At 70.9% G+C, this 19487-nt stretch carries 13 protein-coding genes; 7 read left to right on the top strand and 6 right to left on the bottom strand.

All coding sequences use genetic code 11. The annotated features are described in order from the left end of the window. Nucleotide 1: 1 nt before the first annotated feature. From ACLKM7_RS09320 to ACLKM7_RS09310, 3 genes are read left to right on the top strand one after another with little or no spacing between them, the layout of a single operon-like run. A complete protein-coding gene (locus tag ACLKM7_RS09320) occupies nucleotides 2–355 on the top strand; it encodes a lycopene cyclase domain-containing protein (protein ID WP_436446927.1) in 354 nt (117 codons plus the stop codon). After that, a complete protein-coding gene (locus ACLKM7_RS09315) occupies nucleotides 352–675 on the top strand; it encodes a lycopene cyclase domain-containing protein (RefSeq protein WP_436446926.1) in 324 nt (107 codons plus the stop codon). The genes ACLKM7_RS09320 and ACLKM7_RS09315 overlap by 4 nt, the downstream gene beginning before the upstream one ends. Next, on the top strand, nucleotides 672–1565 hold the full coding sequence (locus tag ACLKM7_RS09310) for a prenyltransferase (protein ID WP_436446925.1): 894 nt from the start codon (nucleotides 672–674) through the stop codon (nucleotides 1563–1565). Before ACLKM7_RS09315 ends, ACLKM7_RS09310 begins: the two co-directional genes overlap by 4 nt. A gap of 88 nt (nucleotides 1566–1653) precedes the next feature. Here ACLKM7_RS09310 and ACLKM7_RS09305 read toward each other — a convergent pair whose 3' ends face one another. Both ACLKM7_RS09305 and ACLKM7_RS09300 read right to left on the bottom strand, forming a co-directional pair. Next, nucleotides 1654–4581 carry a UPF0182 family membrane protein gene (locus ACLKM7_RS09305; protein ID WP_436446924.1) on the bottom strand — a complete coding sequence of 976 codons (2928 nt, stop codon included), beginning with the start codon at nucleotides 4579–4581 and terminating at the stop codon, nucleotides 1654–1656. Nucleotides 4582–4666: 85 nt separating this feature from the next. Next, a complete protein-coding gene (locus ACLKM7_RS09300) occupies nucleotides 4667–5791 on the bottom strand; it encodes a YlbL family protein (protein WP_436446923.1) in 1125 nt (374 codons plus the stop codon). A gap of 147 nt (nucleotides 5792–5938) precedes the next feature. Here ACLKM7_RS09300 and ACLKM7_RS09295 point away from each other — a divergent pair, with 147 nt between their 5' ends. Further along, nucleotides 5939–7426 (top strand): zinc-dependent metalloprotease, encoded by a 1488-nt coding sequence (locus ACLKM7_RS09295; RefSeq protein ID WP_436446922.1) that lies wholly within the window; start codon nucleotides 5939–5941, stop codon nucleotides 7424–7426. Nucleotides 7427–8191: 765 nt separating this feature from the next. On the opposite strand, the gene ACLKM7_RS09290 is transcribed toward ACLKM7_RS09295, so the two are convergent. Together ACLKM7_RS09290 and nudC are read right to left on the bottom strand one after the other, a co-directional pair. Then, nucleotides 8192–9988, bottom strand: coding sequence for an ATP-dependent helicase (locus tag ACLKM7_RS09290; protein WP_436446921.1), 1797 nt, complete (start codon nucleotides 9986–9988; stop codon nucleotides 8192–8194). Next, entirely contained in the window at nucleotides 9985–10899 is a 915-nt protein-coding gene (gene nudC, locus ACLKM7_RS09285; protein WP_436446920.1) for an NAD(+) diphosphatase, read from the bottom strand. Before nudC ends, ACLKM7_RS09290 begins: the two co-directional genes overlap by 4 nt. 60 nt (nucleotides 10900–10959) lie before the next feature. Between nudC and ACLKM7_RS09280 the strand changes: the two genes are divergently transcribed. Next, entirely contained in the window at nucleotides 10960–12267 is a 1308-nt protein-coding gene (locus ACLKM7_RS09280) for an aminoglycoside phosphotransferase (RefSeq protein WP_436446919.1), read from the top strand. Nucleotides 12268–12277: 10 nt separating this feature from the next. On the opposite strand, the gene ACLKM7_RS09275 is transcribed toward ACLKM7_RS09280, so the two are convergent. After that, a complete protein-coding gene (locus ACLKM7_RS09275; protein ID WP_436446918.1) occupies nucleotides 12278–15598 on the bottom strand; it encodes an ATP-dependent DNA helicase in 3321 nt (1106 codons plus the stop codon). Then, nucleotides 15595–18783: an ATP-dependent helicase gene (locus ACLKM7_RS09270; RefSeq protein ID WP_436446917.1), complete on the bottom strand. Its 3189-nt coding sequence runs from the start codon at nucleotides 18781–18783 to the stop codon at nucleotides 15595–15597. The genes ACLKM7_RS09275 and ACLKM7_RS09270 overlap by 4 nt, the downstream gene beginning before the upstream one ends. Before the next feature lie 158 nt (nucleotides 18784–18941). Here ACLKM7_RS09270 and ACLKM7_RS09265 point away from each other — a divergent pair, with 158 nt between their 5' ends. After that, nucleotides 18942–19166: a DUF3107 family protein gene (locus ACLKM7_RS09265; RefSeq protein WP_168914291.1), complete on the top strand. Its 225-nt coding sequence runs from the start codon at nucleotides 18942–18944 to the stop codon at nucleotides 19164–19166. An 11-nt stretch (nucleotides 19167–19177) separates the two neighbouring features. Continuing rightward, complete coding sequence (locus ACLKM7_RS09260; RefSeq protein ID WP_436446916.1) at nucleotides 19178–19468, top strand: hypothetical protein; 291 nt, start codon at nucleotides 19178–19180, stop codon at nucleotides 19466–19468. Nucleotides 19469–19487: the final 19 nt, after the last annotated feature.

The following is a 19487-nucleotide window of genomic DNA, read 5'->3' as shown; positions in this document are numbered from 1 at the left end:
CGTGCCCGGTCTCTACCTCGGCGCGATCCTCCTCTCGGCCGCGGGAGTCGCGCTTCTCGACCGCCGTTGGTCGCTCGCAGGATGGCGGTCGCCCGTGCGCACCGGCGTCGCCGTGGCCATCGGCACCGGGTTCTTCCTCGCGTGGGACGCGGCGGGAATCGCGGCCAGCGTCTTCGTCAAGGGCGAGAGCCCGCTGCTGATCGGCATCGACCTGGCTCCCCACCTGCCGCTCGAGGAGCCGTTATTCCTGGCGTTCCTGTGCTACCTCGCACTGGTGTCGTGGGCGGCGGCGCTGCGCGGGGTCGAGAGACGGACGACGGATGCCTCGGCACCGGCAGGATCGGACCGCGAATGACGTACGGCCTCATCGTGCTGCCGTTCGCGGCCGTGACCGTCGTCGCGGTTCTGCTCACACTGCGGCGCCCGCACTTCGGGCGCCGCATGGCGGCATCGGGCGTCGCCGCGGCCGTCCTCGTGGTGCTCACTGCGGTGTTCGACAACCTGATGATCGCTGCCGACCTGTTCTCCTACCCGCCCGAGCTGATCTCGGGCGCGCGCATCGGGCTCGCACCCATCGAGGACTTCGCCTACGCGGTGTGCGCCGCCTTCCTCGTACCCGCCGTCTTCACACTGCTGCCGGGTCCGCGTGTCTCGCCGGCCGAGGAACGCTCGTGAACGCCGCATCCTCCATCGGCTTCGGAGCCCTCGCCCGCCGGCTGCTGGTGTCTTCACGCCCGGTGAGCTGGGTGAACACCGCGTATCCCTTCGCGGCCGCATACCTCCTCACTGCGCGCGAGGTCGACGCGACGCTTGTGCTCGGGACGCTGTTCTTCCTCGTTCCGTACAACCTCGCCATGTACGGCGTCAACGACGTGTTCGACTACGAATCCGACGTGCGCAACCCTCGCAAGGGCGGCGTCCACGGCGCGGTCCTCGAGCGCCGCCTGCACCGGCCGACGCTGTGGGCGGCCGGCCTGTCGTGCGTGCCGTTCGTGGTCTACCTCATCGCCGTCGGGTCGCCGGCGTCCTGGCTGGTGCTTGCGGCGAGCCTCTTCTTCGTGGTCTTCTACAGCGCTCCCCCGCTGCGGCTGAAGGAGCGCCCGTTCGCGGATTCGGTGACCAGCAGCATCCATTTCTTCTCTCCCGCCGTCTACGGACTCGTCCTGGCCGGTGCGATGTGGACCTGGCAGCTGGTCGCGATCATCCTCGCGTTCGCCTTGTGGGGCATCGCATCGCACGCCTTCGGTGCGGTGCAGGACGTCGTGGCCGATCGCGCGGCAGGCATCTCGTCCATAGCGACCTCCCGAGGAGCCGCCTGGACGGCGAGATTCGCTCTGGCCTGCTACGCGCCGGCAGGCGTCATCATGCTCGGCACCGAGTGGCCCGGCCCGCTCGCCGCGCTCGTGAGCCTCCCCTATCTCGCGACCGTGTGGCCGTACCGATCGATCGCGGACGAGAACGCCGCGGCGGCGACGCGGGGCTGGCGCCGCTTCCTGTGGCTCAACCAGATCGCGGGCTTCTTCGTCACGCTGCTCCTCATCTGGTACGCCGTCCTCACCGGCTGACTCCTGTGACACATCGCCTCAGCGCGGTCCCGACGCGACAGTGAGGGCCGGCCCATTCGGGCCGGCCCTCACTGTCGTTCGCGAAGCGCTACTGCTGCGCGCCCAGCTCGATCAGTCGCTCCACGGCGGCCGTCAGACGGTCATCCGCCTCGGCGAAGGCCGTGAGGTCGCCCTCCCGCAGTGCGGCGTCCCGGTCGAGCATCGCCTGCTGCGCGTCCTGAAGCGCCGCCTGGTACTCGTCGGTCGGCTCGGCGGGTTCGGTCGGCTCCGTGGGCTGCGCAGGGTCGGTGGGACCGGGGGTCGGAGTCGGTCCCGGCGTCGGAGTGATCTCGCCGTCGCCGGCGTCCGCTCCCGAGTCGCCGCCGAAGAGCACATCCAGTGCCTCGTCGAGCGTGTTCTCGAACGCGATCCGGTCGCCGAAGGCCACGAGCACCCGCTGCAGCGTCGGCAGCTGCGTGCTGCCGGAGGATTGCACGAAGACCGGCTGCACATACAGCAGGCCGCCTCCGACCGGCAGGGTCAAGAGGTTGCCGTTCAGCACGTCCGACTGGCCCTGCGACAGGATGTTGATCTCGGCGGAGACCGCAGGATCGGCGTTGAAGGTGTTCTGCACCTGGCCGGGACCCGGCACCGGAGTGTCGGCGGCGATCTCGAGCATGCGCAGCTTGCCGTAGTCGTCGCTCTTCTTCCCCGCCTCGCCTCCGGCGTTGGAGTCCACCGCGAGGTAGCCCATCATGACGTTGCGGCTCGCCCCTCCCTCCGACGATGGGATGAAGGTCGTGAACATCGAGTAGGTGGGCTGTTCCTGCCCCGGCATCTGCATCGTGAGGTAGTACGGCGGCTGGTAGGTGCCTGCATCCTGCGGGTCCTCCGGCGTCGCCCACGCGTTGTCGCGCTGGAAGAAGGCGCGAGCGTCGTCGACGTGGTAGACGCCGAGCAGCGCCCGCTGGATCTTGAAGAGGTCGGTCGGGTACCGGACGTGGCTCATGAGGTCGCCCGACATCTCGGTGATCGGCTCGATGGTGTTGGGGTACACCTTCTGCCACGTCTGCAGGATCGGGTCCTCGGGCTCCCACGCGTACAGCTTCACCGAGCCGTCATACGCGTCGACGGTCGCCTTGACGGAGTTGCGCACGTAGTTGATGTCGTCCAGCGCGAACCGCGGAGCGGGGTTGCTCGAGTCCGAGATCGCCTGCTGCAAGCTCACCGTCGAGGAGTACGGGTAGTTCGCACTGAGCGTGTACCCGTCGACGATCCAGACGATGCGGCCGTCCACGACGCTCGGGTACGGGTCGCTGTCGAGCGTGAGGTACGGCGCCGCCTTCTGCACGCGCGAGAGCGGGTCGCGGTCGTAGAGGATCTGCGACTCCTCGTTGACGTAGTCCGAGAAGAGGATCTGCTCCGACTGGAACTTGAGCGCGTAGATCAGACGGTTGAAGACATTGCCGACCGAAGGACCGCCATCGCCCTCGAACGTCGTGCGGGTCTCGTTCTCGGATGTGCCGTCACTGCCCGACGGATAGTCGAGCTCGACCGGCTCGGACCCCTCCGGTGCTCCGACGATCGAGTACGGCGGCGAGTTCTCGCCGAAGTACACACGCGGCTCGAAGTCCTCCTGGGCCGAGAGCACGCCGGTCGTGGGCAGGCCGCGCTCGATGAACTCGGGGAAGCCGTCATCGGTGCGGGCGTTGCCCTTGGCCGCGACGAGGCCGTAGCCGTGCGTATAGACGACGGTGGTGTTCTGCCAGTTCGAAGCGGCGCCGAGGCGCTCGACGTCGAGCTCGCGGACGGAGACGATCGTGTCCTGCGACTGGCCGTCGATCTCGTAGCGGTCCACATCGAGCGTTTCGGGGAACTGGTAGTACGCGCGGTACTGCTCCTGCTGGCGCACCGTGGGGCTGATGATCGCGGGGTCCATGATGCGGATCGACGCGGTCGTCTCGGCATCTTCGCGCAGCTGGCCCGGCTCGACGTCGGTGACCGCCTCGAAGTCGCTCTTGTCGAGGCCGTCGATGCCGTAGGCCTCTTTCGTCATCTCGATGTTGCGCTGGTAATAGTCGCTCTCCAGTCGCAGCTGGTTGGGCTGCACCTGGAACGTGCGGACGACCCACGGGTAGCCGACGCCCAGCACGATCGCCGAGACCACGAGCAGCGCCGTCGCGATCAGCGGGTAGCGCCAGCGGCCGATGACCGCGGTGACGAAGAAGAGCACCGCGACGATCACGGCGGTGAACGCGAGGATCGTCTGCCCCTGGATGACGGCGTTGGCCTCGGTATAGCCCGGGCCGGTGATGCGCCCGGCGGCACCCGGCTCGACGAGGGTGCGGTAGCGGTCGAGCCACAGGCTCACGCCCTGCACCAGCAGATAGAGGCCCGCGATCACCGCGAGCTGGATGCGCGCCGACTTCGAGATGCGCAGTTCGCGCTGCCCCACGCGCACCGAGCCGTACAGGTACGACACCAGCGCCGTGACCAGCAGGCACACCAGGAGGACGGCCGAGGCGAAGCCGACGAGCGCGCCCCAGAACGGCAGGGCGAACATGTAGAACCCGGTGTCGAGGTGGAACTGCGGGTCGGTCGTCTCGGTGGCCACGCCGTTGAACCACAGCCACGTGGTCTCCCACTGCGCAGAGGCGGCGAATCCGGCGAAGAAGCCGAAGAAGACCGGGATCCCCCACATCGCCAGCCGGCGGAGCGGCTCGACGACCTCCTGATAGCGGTCGAGCTGCGAGCTCAGTCGGGCATAGACGGGGCGAAGCCGGTAGGCGAGCTGGATCGCCAGCCACACCGGCAGCGCCATGCCGAGGAACCCGATGACGAACATCAGGACGCGCGCGCCCCACTGGGTCAGGAGCACGGAGTCGAAGCCGAGTTGGTCGTACCACAGCCAGTCGGCGTACAGGCTGGCGAAGACGAAGAACGCCACCACGAGCGCGGCGATGATGGCGAGCGTGATGGCGATGACGCGGCGAGAGCGGGAGGGTGTGGCCGAGGTCGGCGCGGAGGTCGTGGTCACCGTCCCATCCTAGGCGGCTGGTTCTGGGCGGCCGCCGAGTCCGCGCTGGGCGAAATCCGCGAGAAGTCAATGAGTCCCTGGCGACTCACCGCGCGGTGCACCGAGGCAGCCCCGCAAGATCCTCGTCCTCACGGACGGCGTCGAGCACGGCGATGGCGTCATCGAGGTCCTCCACGGCGAACACCTCGAGGTCTCCGGGGATGTGGCCGACGACCTCGTCGCAGTTCGCCTCGGGAGCGAGGAACACCTGCGCCCCGGCATCCAGTGCTCCCCAGAGCTTCTGACGGATGCCGCCGATCGGGCCCACCTCGCCGCTCGCGGTGATCGTTCCCGTGCCGGCGATCTGCGCGCCGCCGTTGAGCTCGCCGGGGGTCAGGGTGTCCATGATCCCGAGCGCGAACATCATGCCCGCGCTCGGCCCGCCCACATTGTTCAGCTGGATCGTGACGTCGATCGGGAAGTCGTAGTCGGTGGTGAGCGACACACCGATCCGCCACGCGGTCTCGCCTTCGATCGTCGACTCCTCGGGTGCGACCTCCACGGTCTCCTCTTCACCGTCGCGTTCGATGAGCAGCTCGACCGGCGCCCCATCGCCGGCGTCGATGATCTCGCGCAGCTCGTCGACGTCCGCGATGCTCTCGCCGTCTGCGCCCAGGATGATATCCCCCTCCTCGAGGATTCCTTCGGCGGGTGAGGCCTCCGTCAGCGAATGCACCGACAGACGACCGTCGACGTCGTACCCGAGCTCGACGAGCGCCGCTGCCGTCGCCTCCGCCTGTGAGTCGATCATCATGGCGGCGCTCTGTTCGTTGCGCTGCTCCGTGGTCTGACCCTCGGGGAACACGGCGTCGATGGGCAGCACCGCCTTGCTCGGGTCGAACCACGCCATCGCGAGCTCGAACCACGACGGCGTGCGCTCACGATTGCCCTGCACCTGCACGGTGAGAAGGTCGAGCGCCCCGGCGGTCGGGAACGTCTCGGCTCCCTCGACGGAGATCAGCGGCACCTCCTCGCCATCGGCCGATTCGGCCGAACCCAGGGTGTTGTACACCGGGCCGGGTTGCTGGATCACATACGAGGTCGGCAGGAACGTGATGATCAGCAGCACGATCATCGCGACGGCGAGCGCCCAGATGCCGGCGAGTGCGCGGCGCGACATCCGCGGCCGCGGCGCGGGCGCGATCGTTGTGTTCTCGTCGAACAGGGCCACGCGGGACCTCTCTCTGTGCCTACTCGGGGTCGAGTGCCTGGTCGTTCGCGACCGGCGTAAGGCGTGAGCGGTCCCTGCCGGGTGGTGCGACGGATGCTGCGACTAGCGTAGAGCGCGAGGAACCCGACCGGCTGAAAGGCGGCTGAAGTGGCAGGCGACGACCCCAACTCCGGTGACGAGCAGAGCCCGGAAGAAGAGTTCCAGGATCTCATCCGGCAGCTGTTCGGCGGCGGTGGCGGAGACATCGATCCCGAACAGCTCTCGCGGCTGTCGGGCATGAACATCGACCCCGCCATGATGCAGGCCGTCATGCAGCAGCTCCAGGGGGCGTTCTCGGGAGCGGGCGAGGGCGGGATCGCGTGGGACATGGCCAAGCGCCAGGCCCTGCACATCGCCAACCAGGACGGTCTGGGCGTGACGACCGGCCAGCGCACGGATCTCGACCAGGCCTTCGCCCTCGCAGCGCTCTGGTTGAGCGAGGCCACCACGATCTCGGAGCTCGCCACGCCTCCTCAGTCGATCACGCGCGGCGCGTGGGTCGAAGCGACCCTGCCGGTGTGGCAGGAGCTGGCCGAGCCGGTCGCGACGAGCATCGCCGATGCCCTCACGACGGCTCTCAGCGAGCAGGCGCCCGATGACATGCAGGGCCTCGTGCAGGGGGCCGGGCGGCTCATGCGCACCGTCGGCGGCTCGCTGTTCGCGTCGCAGCTCGGTCAGGTGGTCGGCAGCCTCTCGAAAGAGGTCGTCAGCGGTGGTGACGTCGGCATCCCCTTGATGCCGGACGGCGAGGCGGCGATCCTCCCGCAGAACTTCGCCGACTTCGGCCGCGATCTCGAGGTGCCCGAGGACCAGCTCGCGCTCTACGCGGCGACGAGGGAGCTCGCCCACGCCCGACTGTTCCGCCACGCGCGGTGGCTGCGGCTGCACGTGATCTCGCAGGTGACCGACTTCGCCCGCGGCGTGCACGTCGACACCGGCGCCCTCGAAGAACTCGCGTCCCGGTTCGACCCGTCCGAGCCCGAGGAGCTTCGGCGCGCGCTCGAGAGCGGTGCACTGCTTCCCGAGCGGTCCGAGGCGCAGAAGGCTGCACTCGCGCGGCTCGAGAACCTCCTTGCGACGATCGAGGGATGGGTCGAGGTCGTCACCGAGGACGCCACGTCGCGGCTGCCCTCGGCGCAGCGCATCGCCGAGGCTGTGCGGCGGCGGCGCGCGGTCGGCGGGCCGGCCGAGCGAGCCCTCGGCACGCTGGTGGGTCTCGAACTGCGCCCGCGGCGCATGCGCGAGGCTGCTGCGATGTGGCGTGCGGTGACGGATGCCGTGGGCCCGGCAGCGCGCGACGCGCTGTGGGACTACCCCGATCTGATGCCCGGAGCGTCCGACATCGACGATCCTGCGGCGCTGGTCGCGCGGCTCGAGGCGCGAGCACGGGGCGAGGAGCCGGCGCCGGACGAGATGGACGACGCGCTGGCCAAGCTTCTGGCCGGCGAGGACGCCGACGCGGCGGCGGACAACTCCGCCGATGGCTCCCGGGGCGACCCCGCGGACGACGCAACCACACACGAGGCGGGCACCGACGAGGCCGGCGACGACACGGGCACGGACGACGGGCCGCCGGAGGACCACCGGCCGGTGTAGCATCCCTTCCTCCACAGGCAGGAGGCTGCAGGCTTCTCCTGCTCCTGCCCTGTGGATACCGGTTCTCGACGGATCGGGCGGGGCAGGATCGGGGGATGCTGCGCATCGATCCTGCCCATCCCCCGGTCTGGCGCACGGCGAGCGTCCTGCAGTTCGGCGCCGACCCGGTCGCGCTGCTCGAGGATCCGCAGCCGTGGCAGCTGCGCGTGGTGCGCGAGCTCGAGAACGGCGTGCCCGACGGTGCGTTCGTGACGTTCGCCCAGGCGCTGGGCGCCCCGGACGGAACGGCCGCCACACGATTCCTCTCGCGCATCCGCTCTGCGCTGGTCGCGCCGCCCACCGAGAACAGGACCGTCACCCTGCATGCTGCCGACGAGGTGTCCGAGGCGCAGCGCGCGGCGATCCATGCCGGCCTCGCGGCCGTCGGTCTCGAGGTCAGCGACGCCGAGCCGTTCGCGCCGCTGAGTGCCGCGCACCCGGCGACGGACGCCGTCGTCTTCGTCGTGCACCGCGTCGCCACGCCGCGGTCGGCAGCGGCGCTCATGGCTGACGACGTTCCTCACCTGCCGGTGGTGCTCACCGGATCGGGAGCCGAGGTGGGCCCGTTCGTGCTCCCGGGGGTGTCAGCCTGTCTCTCGTGCGTCGCTGCCCACCGCCGCGAGCGCGACCCCCACTGGCCCGCTGTGGCCGCGCAGCTGATCGGCCGGGCAGTCGATCCTGACGTCGCCGTCACGTGGGAGGCCGGGGTCGTCGCGGGCAGGCTGCTCAGCGACGGGGCGCGGCGCCGCGAGACACCCCGGAGCCGCTCGGTGAGCCTGCGCGCCGGTTCCCTCCACCGGAGCGTGCGGATCCATCGACCGCACGCAGACTGCCGCTGCCGATCTCTCGCAGGAACCGTGACGGCTGACGCTCCCGTCCTCCTCGAGACCAGGTCAGCGACAGCGTTCGCCCGGCCCGCGTGATGCCGACATACGCCAGGCGGCGTTCCTCGTCGACCTGTTCGAAGGTCGTCGCGTACGAGATGGGCAGCAGCCCTTCGGCGATCCCCACAAGATGCACGTGATCCCACTCCAGACCCTTGGCCGCGTGCAGCGTGGCCAAGGTCACCGTCCGCAGTGCCGGTTCATCGTGGGTCTTCGCGCGCGCGGCGAGCTCGTCGGTGAATGCCCGCAGTGTGGTGCCCGCGGGCGCCTCCTGCGCAAGTCTCAGCAGAGCCGCTCTGGCCTCCCACGCATCGCGCAGCGCCCCGCCCGCCTGCGGCGGATCATCGGTGAGCCCGACAGAGCGGAGCACGTCGCGCACGGTCTCGATGAATCCACCCTCGAGAGGCGCCACCGAAGCGCCCCGCAGCGCCATGATCCCCTGACGCACCTCAGGGAGGTCGAAGAACCGCCGCCCCCCGAGCACGCTGGCCGCGATTCCGACATCTGAGAGCGCGGCGATCAGCTCGGCGGACTGCGAGTGGGCCCGGTACAGCACCGCGATATGGCGCGGATCGATGCCCTCGTTGATCTGGGCCGCGATCCGCGCGGCCACCGCGCGGGCCTCGGCCCGGTCATCGTCGTACGCCGTGACCGTCGGGAGCGGAGTCGCCGGTGTCTCCGTGTCCGGCGGCGGAGCGGAGGCCCCGACCGAGTCCGCCGCTGTCAGGCGCAGCGCCCCGGGCCGCCCGCGCATCAGTTCGTTGGCGACGTCGAGGATGGCCGCATCCGATCGGTAGTTGGTCTCGAGGCGCACCACCCGAGCGTCCTCGTACCGCTTGTCGAACTCGAGCAGGAATCGTGCGTCGGCGCCCGCGAACGAATAGATGGTCTGGCTGGCATCGCCCACCACACACAGGTCGCGACGGTCGCCGAGCCACAGTTCGAGCAGCCGGTTCTGCAGGGGCGACACATCCTGGAACTCGTCCACCGTGAAGTGCCGGTATTGCTCGCGCACAGCCTTCGACACCTTCGGCTCGGCCTCGAGCATGCCGGCACACGCGAGGAGGACGTCCTCGAAATCGAGCTGACGGCGCTCGTCCTTGAGCTTCTCGTACGCGCGCTGCAGTGCCACGACACGGTCGGCGTTGAGCCGGCCGATCCCGTCCGGACGCGCGAGGGCGTAGTCCTCGATGCTCAGCATCGACACCTTGCGCCATTCGATCTCGCTCGCGACGTCGCGCAGCGTCGCGACATCCGGGCTGATCCCGACGCCGTCGGCGGCGTGGGCGAGAAGACGCACCTTGTTGTCGACGATGCTGGGAGCCGTGTCGCCGGCGAGCGTCGGCCAGAAGAAGTTCAGCTGCGCGAGCGCGGCGGCGTGGAACGTGCGGGCGGCCACCCCTTCGACGCCGAGTGCGCGCAGCCGACCGCGCATCTCGCCTGCCGCCTTGGCGGTGAACGTGACTGCCATCACCCGGCCCGGCGAATAGGCGCCGGTGTCGACACCGTGGGCGATGCGATGCGTGATGACGCGGGTCTTGCCCGTTCCCGCGCCGGCGAGCACCGCCACGGGACCGCGCAACGCGGTCACGGCCTCTCGCTGGTGCTCGTCGAGTCCACCGAGCACGCGCGCGCTCATCGCGGCCCCGCGTGCCAGTCGCTGATCAGGCGATGCGCGATCGACGAAGATCCGGGCAGAGCCACATCGGTCTCGCCGGCGAGCGCCGCACCGATCTCGTCTCGCGTGAACCAGCGGACGGCGACGATCTCCTCGCCGTCCGGGCGGGCTGCGCCGTCGTCGACGGCCGAGGCGAGGAAGCCGACCATGAGCGAACGCGGGTACGGCCATGCCTGCGAACCGCGATAAGTGACGACGTCGACCTCGATGCCCGATTCCTCGGCGACTTCCCGCTGCACCGCCGCCTCGAGAGACTCCCCCGCCTCGACGAACCCTGCGAAGCACGAATACCGGTTCGCACCCCACAGCGCGTTCGAACCGAGCAGGAGCAGATCCGGGTCGTGCGCGCTGGTGATCGCGACGATGACCGCGGGATCCGTGCGCGGGAAGTGCTGCCGACCGCACGACGGGCAGCGGCGGGACCACCCCCCGTCGATCAGGTCCGTCAGGGCACCGCACGCCGGACAATGCGGGGCATCCAGCAGCCAGCGACCGAGGCTCAGCGCCTCGACGAAGATGCCGGCGTCCCGCGCGTTGAGCGCGCCGCCGACCGTACGCAGGCCTGCCCAGCCGCCCGGCGCGGCGAAAAGCCGCTCGTCGGCGGCCGGGAACACGGCGGCCAGCACCGCGGCCCCTCCGGGTTCGCGGCCGAGGAATGCCCACTGCGCGGCATCCGGAACCGCGTCGGGGCCCACCAGAAGCAGGGTGTCGGGGTCTGCGAGCGGGGCTCGGTCGCCCTCGATCACCAGCACCCGCGTCGAGGGATCCGAGCGGGCAGCCTCGACCAGGCCGGGGCTCATCCGCTCCTCGGCGGCACGATCCAGCTCGGCACGGGCGAGAGGAGGCAAGCTCGCGCTGTGGGGCGCCGTCATCGAGTGTCCTCCAGGGCGTGGCGCGGGGGCGGACGAGCATGCCCGACCTACCCTGGGCACATGGCACGCTCACCCCTCACTCTAGCCGCGTCCATCACGTCGGCACTGCCCAGGGTCGGCGTCGTCGGAGTCGGCGCGCTGACCGAAGGCGCGACCGGCCGCTACGACTCCGCCGTGGCCGAATTGGACGACGGACGCCGAGTGGTCGTCCGCGCACCCGCAGAGGCGGCAGCCGGGGCGGAGCTTGCCGCCGAGGTCCGCGCACTGCGCGCCCTGACGCCCGGAGTCCGCGGGCTGCTTCCGTTCCGCGCGCCGGAGCTGCTGGGCGAGGCGGGGCTCGGCGACTCGCGCGTCGTCGTGGTGGACTTCCTGCCCGGCTACCGGGTGGACGCGGCACACCTGCCGCCCGGGCGCGGCGCCGCCACCTCGCTGGGCGGTGCGCTGGCAGCTCTTCACGCGCTGCCTGCCTCGGTCGTCCGCGCCGAAGGGCTCCCCGCCCGTACGACGGCGCAGGTGCGCGCCGACGTAAAGCGATCGATCGACCGGGCGGTCGCGACCCACCGCCTTCCCACCGGACTCGAATCCCGGTGGCGGCGTGCCGTCGACGCCGACGAGATGTGGCGCTTCGAGTCGACGGTCGTGCTCGGCGGTGCCGGCGCGGCGTCATTCCTGTTCGAAGATCTCGAGGGCGTCCCGACCGTGACCGGACTCCTGGAGTGGCATGGTCTGTCCATCGGCGACCCGGCGACGGATCTTCAGTGGCTCGCATCCGCACCAGCGGCGGCCGACGACGTCTACGCCGCGTACGTCTCGCACAGCGGGCGCGCACCCGACTCGCGGGCTCGCGAGCGTGCCCGGCTCTATGCCGAGCTCGAGTTCGCGAAATGGCTCGTGCACGGTCACGACTCGGGCCGCGACGACATCATCGCCGACGCCATCGAGCTGCTGGAGGCGTTGGCTGCGGGCGTCGCCGGCGAACAGTTCGCGACGGATGCCGCGCTCGATGTGGACGACGCCATCGCCCTGCTGGATCGCACCCCGGATGCGACCCCGTCATCGGTGGACACCTCGATGCACACCGATGCGTACGACCCGGAGGAACTCGCCCAGTGGCTGGCGGATGAGCACGAGGACGACTCCGACGCACCGAGCCAGGACGACGGCCCTCATGCGGAGGTCACGGGCGACGCGACGTCCGACGACGCACCGCGGGACGCGGCGACCTCGGGCGCCGACGACGAGGTGTCGACGGCACCGATCGTCCTGCCGGTTCCTCCCACAGCAGCGACCCCGCCGGATGACGGCGATGCCGTCGCCGACGCCGAGCGCGCGTCCGAGGCGGCGTTGCGGCGCTGGATGGCCGACTGAGCCGTCGAGCTCACGCGCGCAGGATGAGGTCCTCACCGACGTAGAAGAGCGCGACGTCGATCTCGTCGAGCGGGACGCCGTGCTTGGCGTGGTAGGCCTGACGGTACAGCTCGAGCTGCAGCATCCGTTCGTCCTTCTCCGCCGGCGTACGCGGAGCAGCACCCGTCTTCCAGTCGACGATCTCGATCCGTCCGCCACGGTCCTCCCGGTGGTACACCGCGTCGAGCTTGCAGATGACGATGTGCGGCAGCCCATCGGGACCCACCGCCGTGAAGTCGATCTCGGTCTCGACCTCGATGGGCCGCAGCGCCGCCCACTCCGACGCGAGGAAACGCTCGCGGAGCACGGCGAGTGCCGCTGCGTCCTCGGCCGACGCCTCCGTACCCCGGGCATCCTCGTCGGTCTCCCACAGGGCGTCATCGAGTGATCCCCCCAGGCCCGAGCGGCCGGAGCGCTGTTCGACCCACGCGTGGAACAGCGTTCCGAGCCGGGTCTGGCGGAAGGGGCGCTCTGGCAGCGGGCGAGACAGCCGGGCGAGCGTCCCCTCGAGATCACCGGCGTACTCCTTGTAGCGGGATGCGGCGATGCGCGTGGGTGCGCGCCGCACCGGGTCCGCGCGGCGGGCCTCCCTCTCGGCGAGCAGCAGCGCCGCGTGCGGATCCAGCTCGGGGCGTGGTGCGGCCATCGCCGCCTCGACTGCGGCCGCGGCGGCCTGCACCGCTTCCCTGCGCGCCCCGAGAGGATCGATCGGCCATTGCAGTGTGCGGCGCTCGCCCTGGTACGGGTCGTCCCCCGGTTCGTCGGGCGACAGCGGTACGCCCAGTGCGTCGGCGATCTCGACGAAGAACGTGCTGCGGGCACGCGGACGCTTGGTGCCCGACCAGCTGGACCCCGTCAGCAGCAGATGATCGCGGGCACGCGTGACGGCGACATAGGCCAGGCGACGGTCCTCTTCGAGCTGACGTGCGCGGTTCGCCTCGACGAACGCGTCCAGCGCCGCCTTGAGGTCCTGCTGCGTCTGTGCGGATCGCCACGCCAGCGCGGGGAGCCACGGCGCGTCCCCGCGGAACGTGAACGGCAGCACGCCGAAGCCGAGCCAGGCCTTCGTGTCGCGCGGGGCGCTCGGCAGCTCGTCCTTCACGAGCCGGACGACCGCCACGGCATCCCACTCGAGCCCTTTCGACCCGTGGATGGTGAGCAGCTGCACCACATCGTCCTCGGGGGGCTCGGTGCGGGGAGCGAACTCGTCGAGCTGTTCGGCGTGGTCCAGCCACGCCAGCAGGCTCGAGAGCGAGCCAGTCTCGTCGGCTGCCAGGAACGCGTGGACCTCGTCGACGAAGGCCCGCAGCTGGGCGGACGCGACGCGCGCCGGGCCGCGTGCTTCGTTCGCCGCCAGCTCGACGTCGAGCCGCAGCTCCAGCTCGACCAGCCGCACCAGTTCGGGAATCGGCATCCCGACCGCCTGACGCAGTCCTGCGAACACCGACGCCGCCTCACGCAAACGCTCGCGCGCCTCCGCGGTGAACCCGCTGAGCCAGCCGTGCTCGGGCGGGTGGCGCAGGACGAAATCCAGCGCGTCCACGAGGGAGCCGTCATCATCGCCGGCGCTCCCGCGGATGCGCTCGACGACCTCTGGCGACAGCGGTTGAAGCGAGGCGTCGTGCCGCGCGATGCGGCGTGCCAGCGCGGCGAGCTCTCGAAGGTCGGGCAGCCCGATCGCCCAGCGCGGTCCCGACAGGAGTCGGATCAGCGAGGACCCGGCTGACGGGTCGCTGATGACGCGCAGCGCGCATACGACATCGACCACTTCGGGCGTGGACAGCAGGCCACCGAGACCGAGGATGCGATGAGGGATGCCGCGCCGCCCCAGCGCGTCGCCGAACCGCACCATGTGCTTCTTGCTGCGGAACAGGATCGCTCCCGTCGTGGCCAGGCCGCCGTTCGCGCGGTGTGTGCGCACACCCTCGAACCATGCGGCGACCCGCTCGGCCTCGGCGTCGAGGTCGGCATCGAAGGCGAGCTGGACCGCACCCGCCGGGGCGCCGGGTCGTGCCCGCAGCTCCTGCACCGGCACGCTGGCCGAGGGCGCGAGCGGCGCCAGCACGGCATTGGCCGCGGTGAGGACGGCCGCGCTGTTGCGCCAGCTCGTCAGCAGTGCGTACCGGGCGCACGCCCGACCGGACGAGAACGCGGCGGCGAATCCGCCCAGGTTGCCCGCGCTGGCTCCGCGCCAGCCGTAGATCGCCTGGTGGGGGTCGCCCACGGCCATCACGCCCATGTCGGCGAACAGCCGTGCCAGCAGATCGGTCTGCACCACCGAGGTGTCCTGATACTCGTCGAGCAGGATCACGCGGTACCGCGCGCGCAGTTCTTCTGCGACCGACAGATGCCCGGCGACGACCTCGAGCGCGCCGGCGACCTGGTCGGAGAAGTCGATCACGCCCAGGCGCCGCTTCTCGGCGGAGTATTCGCGAGCGAGGTCGGAGAGGAGTGCGAGGGCACCGACCTTTTCGGCGGCCTCCGCGACATCGGCATAGACCGTCGTGCCTTTGCGCGTGGACGGCAGGTCGAGCACTGTGCGGAACTGCTCCGGGAACGCGGCCAGCGCGTCGAAGTCGACCAGGTTGTCGACGCCGTCCCGCGCGATGCGCAATGCCGCGTCCACGATGCTGCGCACGGCCTCGCCCCGCTCCTCCAGCCGTGGATCGTCCGAGGCGAAGACGACGCGACGCATCAGCAGCCACGCGGCGGATTCCGACAGGACGGCGGCTTCGGCATCCCTGCCGATCCGCACCGCGTGCTCGCGCACGATCTGGTCGGCGAAGCTGTTGTAGGTCGCGACGGTCGGCCGGTGCAGGAGTGCGTCGTCGTCGACGTCCTGCGCCACCGCCGCCACGGAGCGCACCAGGGCGTCCATCGCCTCGAGACGAGCCGACGTGGCACGCGCTCCGTCGCCGCCCGCTCGTTCGAGCTCGCCGAACACGGCCAGCCGGCCCGCGTCTGCCAGCTCGGGCAGGAATGGCAGCAGGCCGCGACGCTCGAACTCGGCGAGACGCGTCAATCGCTTCTGGATCCGCTCCGCGAGCTCACCGGCGGCCTTGCGTGTGAACGTCAGCCCGAGTACCTCATCGCGCCGAACCAATCCGTTCGCGACAAGCCACACGACGCGCGAGGCCATCGTCTCGGTCTTGCCGCTCCCGGCGCCGGCGACGACGAGCGCCGGTTCGAGAGGCGCTTCGATGACCGCCGTCTGCTCATCGGTCGGCGGGAACTGTCCGAGCGCGGCGGCGATGACCCGCGCAGGGAGCACGGGTGGGAGGGCATCGCTCATGAGGCGCTCACCGCGCCGATCGTGTGGATGCGGCAGAGACCGTACGCATGCTCGTCCCGGCAGTGCTCCTCGTAGGGTGCGGTGAACGTCGTCCCGCGCATGACGTGGACGGCGGTGCGGATGCGCGTGAGGAACGCGTCACGGCGCTCGTCGTCGAACGGCGGCTGCCACGGCGTCGCGTAGTCCGCCCTGGTCGCGGTCGGCCGCAGCACCAGGAGCTTGGCCCCGCCGGCCGGATGTCCGACAGCTGCGGGAATGGCTCCCGCCTCGAACGCCAGCTGATAGGCGCCGAGCTGCGGATTGTCGATCACCTTCGCATCAGTCTGGGGCTCGCGCTTGCCGGTCTTGAGATCCATGATCACGACGGTGCCGTCGGGGGTGAGCTCGACCCGGTCGATGTACCCCGACAGCACGACGCCGTGCTCGCCCGGCTCGGCGTCCTCGATGGCGATCGGCACCTCGAAATGGGGCTCGGCGCCGATGAGCACGCCTCCGGACTGCTCGAAGCGGTGCAGATACAGGTGCAGGCGCCGCACAAGATCGCGAGCCCTGGCCTGCTCGGCGCGATCGCGCCACGCCGCCTCGAAGGACAGCTCGCCCCAGCGGGATTCGACCTGTGCCCACAGACTCGCCTCGTCCGTGCCCTCGGCGTGCTCCAGTGCGGCGTGGATGATGGTGCCGAGGCCCGCTGTCGTGCTGCCGGGATCGCCGCCGAGGTCGCCGATCACCCAGTTCAGCTCGCACTCCTCGAGCGCGTGGAGCCGCGACGGCGAGACCCGCACGTCCTCACGGGACAGGTCGCGAAGCGGACCGGTCGATGTCGGCGCCGTCACGCCGTACCACTCGTGGGGTGCTGCTCCCGCGACGCCCGCGTCCGCGAGGAGCGCGAGCTGACCCGCAGCGCGGTCGCGCGCGACGCGGGTGCCGGCTTCGGTCAGGGTACGCCGGTGGCGCGACACGAGTCCGCGCAGCGTGAGCGGGTGATCCAGCGCGTAGCGCTCGGGGTCGGGAAGCAGCTCGAAGAACACGCTCGGCCCGGTGTCGTCGTCGTCCACGGCCGTCACCACGACCCGCGCGGTCGCCCGCGACAGCGCCCGCGCGAGCAGCCGCAACTCGTCGTGCATCGCGGCACGGCGCCGGTCGAGAACGCCGGCGACCTCGGAATCGGCCCGTGTGGCAGCATCCGCCAGCCGCCAGGTATCGAGGAGGCTGCCGCGCAGCCGGGTGTTCGGCCAGACGCCGTCCTGCACTCCCGCGACGATGACGGTGTCGAACTCGAGCCCGAGGGCCCCCGCCGGGGTGAGGATGCGCACCGCGTCGTCGCGAACCGGCGCGTCGAGCCGATCCTCGGCGACGCCACTGTCGAGGATCCCGCGGACGAACACGCGCGGGTCGGCGTCGAGCGAGCGCTCGACGAAGCGCTTGGCCGCCTGGAAGAGCGCGACGAGCGCGTCGAGGTCGCGGCCCGCCTGCTCCGCGAGCGGCCCGCGTCCGCGGGCCAACTCGGCCCAGGCGCGTTCGAGTCCGGTGCGGTCCCATGCCGTCCACAGCAGCTCGTGCGCCGTCGCGCCCCGCTCGAGCTCCTCGCGCAGCGACGCGAGCGTGCGGGACAGTGCCGCGGCACGGCGGGCCTCCCGCGTGTCGAGCAGGTCGAACTCCAGCGGCTGGCGCATCGCCGACAGCACCAACTCGCGGCCGGAGCGCTCGGCGACGGCATCCGTTTCGGGCTCCTGCAGGCGTCGCAGCTCGGCGTGACGCAGCGTCGATCGCAGGCGCCGCAGCTCGATCGGGTCAAGGCGCCCGTACGTGCCCAGCAGCGCGCCCTCGACGTCCGAGAAGGTCCACTCCTCGCGCCCGGCGAGGTCGATCAGCCGCAGCAGGTCGCTCACCGGACGCTGCGCGCCCAGTGCCCGGCCCGGTCCGCTCGCGCGCGCCGGAACCTCACGCGCGGCCAGTTCGGCCTCGAGTGCGGTGACCTGTCTCGTGTCGTGCGCGATCACCGCGCACGCGTTCCAGGGCACGCCGTCATGGACGTGACGCTCTCGCAGCAGGCGGGCGATCGCGTCGTACTCCTCTGCCGCCGAGCGCAGCGTGAGTGCGCGGACCGAGTCGTCCGGGTCCGCGTCGCCCGACGCGCCACGGTGGGCGACGACCCCGACAGCGCCGATGCGCTGGGTGATGCGGCGCACGAGGTCACGCTGCCACGCGGTGCCGCGATGCGACCGATCGAGCACATGGATGGCTCCGAGCGAGGTCGCGAGGCGCGCGAAGTTCTCGGGCGTCGCACCACGGAACGACCCGGAACCGACGTCCGGGTCGCCGAAGGCCAGGACGGCCGCGCCGCGCTCCTGCACCGCCTCGAGAAGCTCCACGCCGCCGAGGGTGAGCTCTTGCGCGTCGTCCACGATCACGACCCGGACCCGATCGATGGCGGGGATGCCGCGGGCCGCGGTCCGCAGGAGGCCGACGGCTTCTCGCACCAGCCCTGCGGCGTCGCGATGCGCCCCGCGCATGTCGGCGCGCACCTGCAGGTACTCGGCGAAGAACGAAGCCAGCGACCGCCACGCGGCATTGTCGTGGCGCTCCCCCAGGGTCCGAAGCCGTTGCGGCGTGATCCCGAGGGTCGTGCACTCCGCAAGGAAGGTGCGCACTTCGGTCCGGAACCCGGCGGTGCCCCGGATCGCGGACCCGAGCGACTCCGGCCAGCGACCGGCTCCGGCGGCCTCGTCCTCAGCGTCGCCCTCGAGGAGGTCGCGGATGATCTGGTCCTCGTCTCCCCCGGTGAGCAGCTGGGGCGGCTCGGCCTCGGCGGCGACGGTGTGCGCGCGCACCAGCTGGAAGGCGTAGGAAGCCACCGAGCGCGCCAGGGGGCCGGAGGTCGCGCGCCGAACGGCCAGCCCCAGCCGATCGCGGAGCGCCGTCGCCGTCTGCCGAGACGGGGTCAGCACGAGGATCGCGTCGGGGTCGACCCCCGCTTCGACGAGGGCCGCCACGCGTGCGACCAGAGTGGCGGTCTTGCCGGATCCGGGAGCGCCGACGACGACGCCGGACGCGTCGGCCGCAAGCCCCAGCACCGTCTGCTGCGACGGATCCGCCGCGAATCCCGGGGCCATCAGAGCAGCGGGCGCGCGATCGCCGGCAGCCGCGACAGACGCCGTGCTCCGCTCGTCCTGCCGTAACACCATGACCTCGACGGTAGCGCGGCAGACCGACATCGGCCGTTCGCCCAGAGCGTTCGCCCGGCGGCCGGGAGCCTTCGCGGGTTGTCGTAGAGTTGCCATGCGTCCGGGGACCCTCAGCCTTTCGGCAAGCACACCGTCGCCCCGCGCAGGAGGTCAGTCACGTGGAGATCCGCATCGGCATCGCGAACACCGGCCGCGAGCTCAACTTCGAGACCAACGAGCCCGCTGCCGACGTCAAGAAGTCCATCGCGACGGCGCTGGACGCCAACGCGACGCACGTCACCTTCTCCGACGCGAAGGGGAACTCCTACATCGTCCCCACCGCGGCGCTCGCCTACATCGAGCTCGGCACCGAAGAGTCCCGCCGCGTCGGCTTCGTCGCCTGAGCGCACCCGTCATGCAGATCCTGCTCGCCTTCATCGTCGGCGCCGCCGTGGGCACCGGCATCCATTTCCTGCTGCACCAGCGACTGACGCGCGGCGTGGTGGTCGCGCCGATGGCTGGAGCGATCTCGGCAGGCCTGGCGTGGACGATCCTGACGTGGGTCGGAATCGGCATCGACACGCCGTGGCCGTGGCTGGCCGCCCTCGTGGTGCCGATCGTGGTCGTCTATCCGCTCGTGATCGTGCTCACTCGCATGCGCCTGGCGGCCGACGCCCGCGAGAAGGAGCGCCTCGGTATCGTCTGAGCCGCTGCGCTCCAGGTCT

Origin of the sequence: Microbacterium sp. I2, from assembly GCF_051364985.1 — a bacterium.
In the GTDB taxonomy this organism is placed as follows: domain Bacteria; phylum Actinomycetota; class Actinomycetes; order Actinomycetales; family Microbacteriaceae; genus Microbacterium.
The sequence above is the reverse complement of the archived record's forward strand: the minus strand, read 5'-3'. Positions and strand labels throughout refer to the sequence as shown.

Bases quoted from the DNA above. Each gene is read 5' to 3' on its own strand.
- ACLKM7_RS09270 (WP_436446917.1), bottom strand. From the start codon at position 18,783: ATGGTGTTACGGCAGGACGAGCGGAGCACGGCGTCTGTCGCGGCTGCC.
- ACLKM7_RS09315 (WP_436446926.1), top strand. From the start codon at position 352: ATGACGTACGGCCTCATCGTGCTGCCGTTCGCGGCCGTGACCGTCGTC.
- ACLKM7_RS09280 (WP_436446919.1), top strand. From the start codon at position 10,960: ATGGCACGCTCACCCCTCACTCTAGCCGCGTCCATCACGTCGGCACTG.
- ACLKM7_RS09275 (WP_436446918.1), bottom strand. From the start codon at position 15,598: ATGAGCGATGCCCTCCCACCCGTGCTCCCTGCGCGGGTCATCGCCGCC.
- nudC (WP_436446920.1), bottom strand. From the start codon at position 10,899: ATGACGGCGCCCCACAGCGCGAGCTTGCCTCCTCTCGCCCGTGCCGAG.
- ACLKM7_RS09290 (WP_436446921.1), bottom strand. From the start codon at position 9,988: ATGAGCGCGCGCGTGCTCGGTGGACTCGACGAGCACCAGCGAGAGGCC.
- ACLKM7_RS09260 (WP_436446916.1), top strand. From the start codon at position 19,178: ATGCAGATCCTGCTCGCCTTCATCGTCGGCGCCGCCGTGGGCACCGGC.